The 3,511-nt window shown below is 67.2% G+C and carries 4 protein-coding genes; all 4 read left to right on the top strand.

Annotated elements, in window-relative coordinates; genetic code table 11:
* Positions 1-300, top strand: a 300-nt coding sequence (locus ACRCSW_RS01370; RefSeq protein ID WP_438702206.1) for a hypothetical protein, incomplete at its 5' end; no start/stop codon positions are given.
* On the top strand, positions 300-1,403 hold the full coding sequence (locus ACRCSW_RS01365; protein WP_438702205.1) for a mandelate racemase/muconate lactonizing enzyme family protein: 1,104 nt from the start codon (positions 300-302) through the stop codon (positions 1,401-1,403). The genes ACRCSW_RS01370 and ACRCSW_RS01365, both read left to right, overlap by 1 nt.
* Positions 1,388-2,545, top strand: coding sequence for an enolase C-terminal domain-like protein (locus ACRCSW_RS01360; protein WP_438702204.1), 1,158 nt, complete (start codon positions 1,388-1,390; stop codon positions 2,543-2,545). Before ACRCSW_RS01365 ends, ACRCSW_RS01360 begins: the two co-directional genes overlap by 16 nt.
* Complete coding sequence (locus tag ACRCSW_RS01355) at positions 2,542-3,432, top strand: sugar kinase (protein WP_438702203.1); 891 nt, start codon at positions 2,542-2,544, stop codon at positions 3,430-3,432. The genes ACRCSW_RS01360 and ACRCSW_RS01355 overlap by 4 nt, the downstream gene beginning before the upstream one ends.
* Positions 3,433-3,511: the final 79 nt, after the last annotated feature.

Here is a 3,511-nt window from a genome sequence, read left to right as displayed (position 1 = left end):
ATGGAAATCCGCGAGGCCTACCAGGGTGACGCCGCGACCCAGCATCGCGAAGACATGCGCCTTTACATGCACGCCGTCGACATGCTGGGCGACTACCGCGAAGAGATCGTCGCGCTCGACGAGGATGAGCTTCTGATCTACGGAGCGGCGGGTGCCGCCCCGGCCGAACTGCCAAGCCCGTGGGAGGACCCGCGCTATCGCCTCGCCGTCGCCAACCAGATGAGCGACAACCACAGCGAGCGACCGTTCTTTGACTGGCGGTCCATCGGTGCAAGCTATGTGGCCGCCGGAGAGGATTGATGGCGACAGTCGACCGGATCGAGACCTGGGCGCTGCCGGAATGCAGTCTGGTGCGCATCACCGACAGCGATGGGGCGCAGGGCTGGGGCCAGACGGCGGCGCTGTCGGCCCCCGTGACCGAGGCGGCGCTGCACCACCTCGTCGTCGGTCGGGCGCTGGGGCAGGGGACCGATCCGCGCGCGGTCAGCCGCCATGTCTGGAACCACGCCTACAAGTTTCGCGGCAGTTTCCTCGCCCGTGCGCTTGCTGGCATCGACACCGCCCTTTGGGATTTGCAGGGCAGGCGCGCGGGCCAACCCGTCTGGCGCCTTCTGGGGGGCACGGGGGTGCGCGACATCCCTGTGTACCTGTCGCGCCGCACCCGCAAGACCACGCCCGAGGCCGAGATTGACGGCATCCGGCAGGATCTTGAACACGGCGGCTATTCTGCGGTGAAAGTGCAGATCGGCCGTCGGCTTGGCCACAAGGCGGAAGGTCCCGCCGACCGGACCGAACGACTTATCCCCCTGCTGCGCAAGGCGTTCCCCCACCTTCGGCTTTCGGCCGATGCGAACGGCGGCTACGACGCGACGGGCGCCATCGCCATCGGCCGGGCGATGGAGGTCGAGGGCTTTTATCATTTCGAGGAACCTTGCCCCTTCGACGACCTGATCGGCACCCACGCCGTCACCGAGGCGCTGACCATGCACGTCACCGGCGGCGAGCAGGACAATGACTGGGGCAAGTTCACGATGATGGCGCGCCACCGGCTGGTCGATATCCTGCAATGTGACCTCGCCTATGCCGGAGGCGTCAGCCGGACGTGGGAGATCGGCAAGCTTGCCGACGCGCATGGCCTTGGGTTCATGCCGCACTGCCCCAGCATGTCGATGCTGCAGGTCTTTACCCTGCACCTGCTGACGGCACGCACCCATCACACCGAGCTTCAGGAATGGCGCGGCGTTCTTGACCGGCAGGACTGGGCCGAGGAGATCTACACCCCGCTTCCCAAGGTGACAAACGGCATCACCCGCGCGCCCGACGGCCCCGGCTGGGGCGTTGAGATCAACCCCGATATCCTGAAGCGCGGCAGCTATCGCGAGTACCGATGCGACCGGACCTGACGATCACCGCCCTCCGCGTCACGCGGTTCCGCACAGTCACGCGCAAGATAAAAGACAGCGACGGCCACGACCACCCCTGCGATCCGCGCGAGATGGTGATGGCGCTGCTGTCGGTCGAGACCGATGCCGGTGTGACGGGCGAGGTGCTCTGCCCACCCGCCCCCGTGCGCGATGAGTTGATTGCGGCCTACATCCGCCCGGTGCTGCTGGGCCAGAACCCGTTCGACCGCGAACGCCTGTGGCAGGCGATGGCCCGCTGGCAGCGCGGCTCTGCGCAGCAACTGTCGGACAAGACCATCGGCTATGTCGATCAGGCGCTTTGGGATCTGGCTGGCAAGGCGACGGGCCTGCCGGTCTGGCGGCTGATCGGCGGCGCGCGGGACCGGGTGCCCGCCTATGGATCAACCATGTGCGGCGATGACATCCCCGGCGGCCTTGCCACACCCGACGACTATGGGCGTTTCGCCCAGGCGCTGGTCGCCAAAGGCTACACCGCCATCAAGCTCCACACCTGGATGCCGCCCGTGCCGGGCGCGCCCTCGGTCAGGATGGACCTCGCAGCCTGCACCGCCGTGCGCGAGGCCACGGGGCCGGACGTCGCCCTTATGCTCGACGCCAACCACTGGTATTCGCGGACCGAGGCGCTGACGCTTGGCCGGGGCATCGAAGCCGTTGATTACCTTTGGTATGAAGAGCCGATGGAAGAGGCCTCGATGTCGTCCTACCGCTGGCTGGCGGATCAGCTTGCGATCCCCGTGATTGGCCCGGAAAGCGCGCCCGGCAAGCATTTCACCCGCGCCGAATGGGCCGCATCGGGGGCCTGCGACATCTTGCGGACAGGTGTTAACGACGTGGGCGGTATCACCCCGGCGATCAAATGCGTCCACCTTGCGCAAAGCTTCAACATCGAGATCGAGGTGCATGGCGGCGGGGCGGGAAACATTGCACTCGTCGGCGGAACCGGGGCGGGGCGGTACTACGAGCGCGGGCTTCTGCACCCCCATCTCGACCACGACGAGGTGCCGCCGCATCTGATTGCGAACGTGGACCCGATGGACGCGACGGGATATGTCACCATGCCAACGGCACCGGGCTTGGGCGAAGCCATCAACCACGACTACATCGCGGACAACCAGGTATGACGAAGCGCTTTCTCTCGATCGGCGAGTGCATGGTCGAGATGGCCGCCACCGGCGACGGCCTTTTCCGGCAAGGTTTTGCGGGCGACACGTTCAACACCGCCTGGCACGCGCGGCACGCGCTAGGGCCGGACTGGACGGTCAGCTACTTCACGACGGTCGGCGACGATGGCGTAAGCGAACGGATGCTCGCCTTCATGCGGCAGGAGGGGATCGACATCAGCCGCATCAGGCAGCTCGACGGGCGAACGCCGGGCCTCTACCTTGTCGAACTGAAGGATGGTGAACGCAGCTTCATCTATTGGCGCGGCACCTCGGCCGCCCGGGCGCTTACCGACGACGAGGCCGCGCTTGAGGCGGCGGTGGCCGAGGCGGATGCGGTCTATTTCTCGGGCATCACGCTCGCGATCCTGGCACCCGAAGCAAGGGTGCGGCTTCTGACGGTCCTGGCGCGCGCAAAGGCGCGGGGTACACTGGTTGCCTTCGACAGCAATATCCGCCCTCGCCTCTGGCCGGACGAAGCCGCGATGCGGGCCGCGATCCGCGCCGCGGCCCGGGTGGTGACGCTCGCCCTGCCGACAGTGCCCGACGAGACAGCGCTTTTCCGCGAGGCCGATGCCTCGACTGTCGCCGCACGATACGCCGCCGACGGGGTGGAGGAAGTCGTGGTCCGCGCCGGCGCCGATGCGGCCCTTGTGGTCTGGCCCGCCGGGCGGGCGCTTGTGGCCCCGACGGCAACGGTGGTGCCGGTTGACACGACAGGCGCTGGCGACAGCTTCAACGGCACCTACATTGCAACGCGTCTGTCGGGCGACGGGCCTGAAGCAGCGGCCCACAAGGCACACGCAATTGCCGCGCGCGTGATCGGTGCCTACGGCGCGCTTGTGTGACAGAAGACCCACGGTGGAACGCCCCGCGCCGCGACGTCCAATTCGAGAATTGCGCCGGACAGCGGTTCGCCCGGAACCC

The organism is Tabrizicola sp. (assembly GCF_051645465.1).
In the GTDB taxonomy this organism is placed as follows: domain Bacteria; phylum Pseudomonadota; class Alphaproteobacteria; order Rhodobacterales; family Rhodobacteraceae; genus Tabrizicola.
The sequence above is the reverse complement of the archived record's forward strand: the minus strand, read 5'-3'. Positions and strand labels throughout refer to the sequence as shown.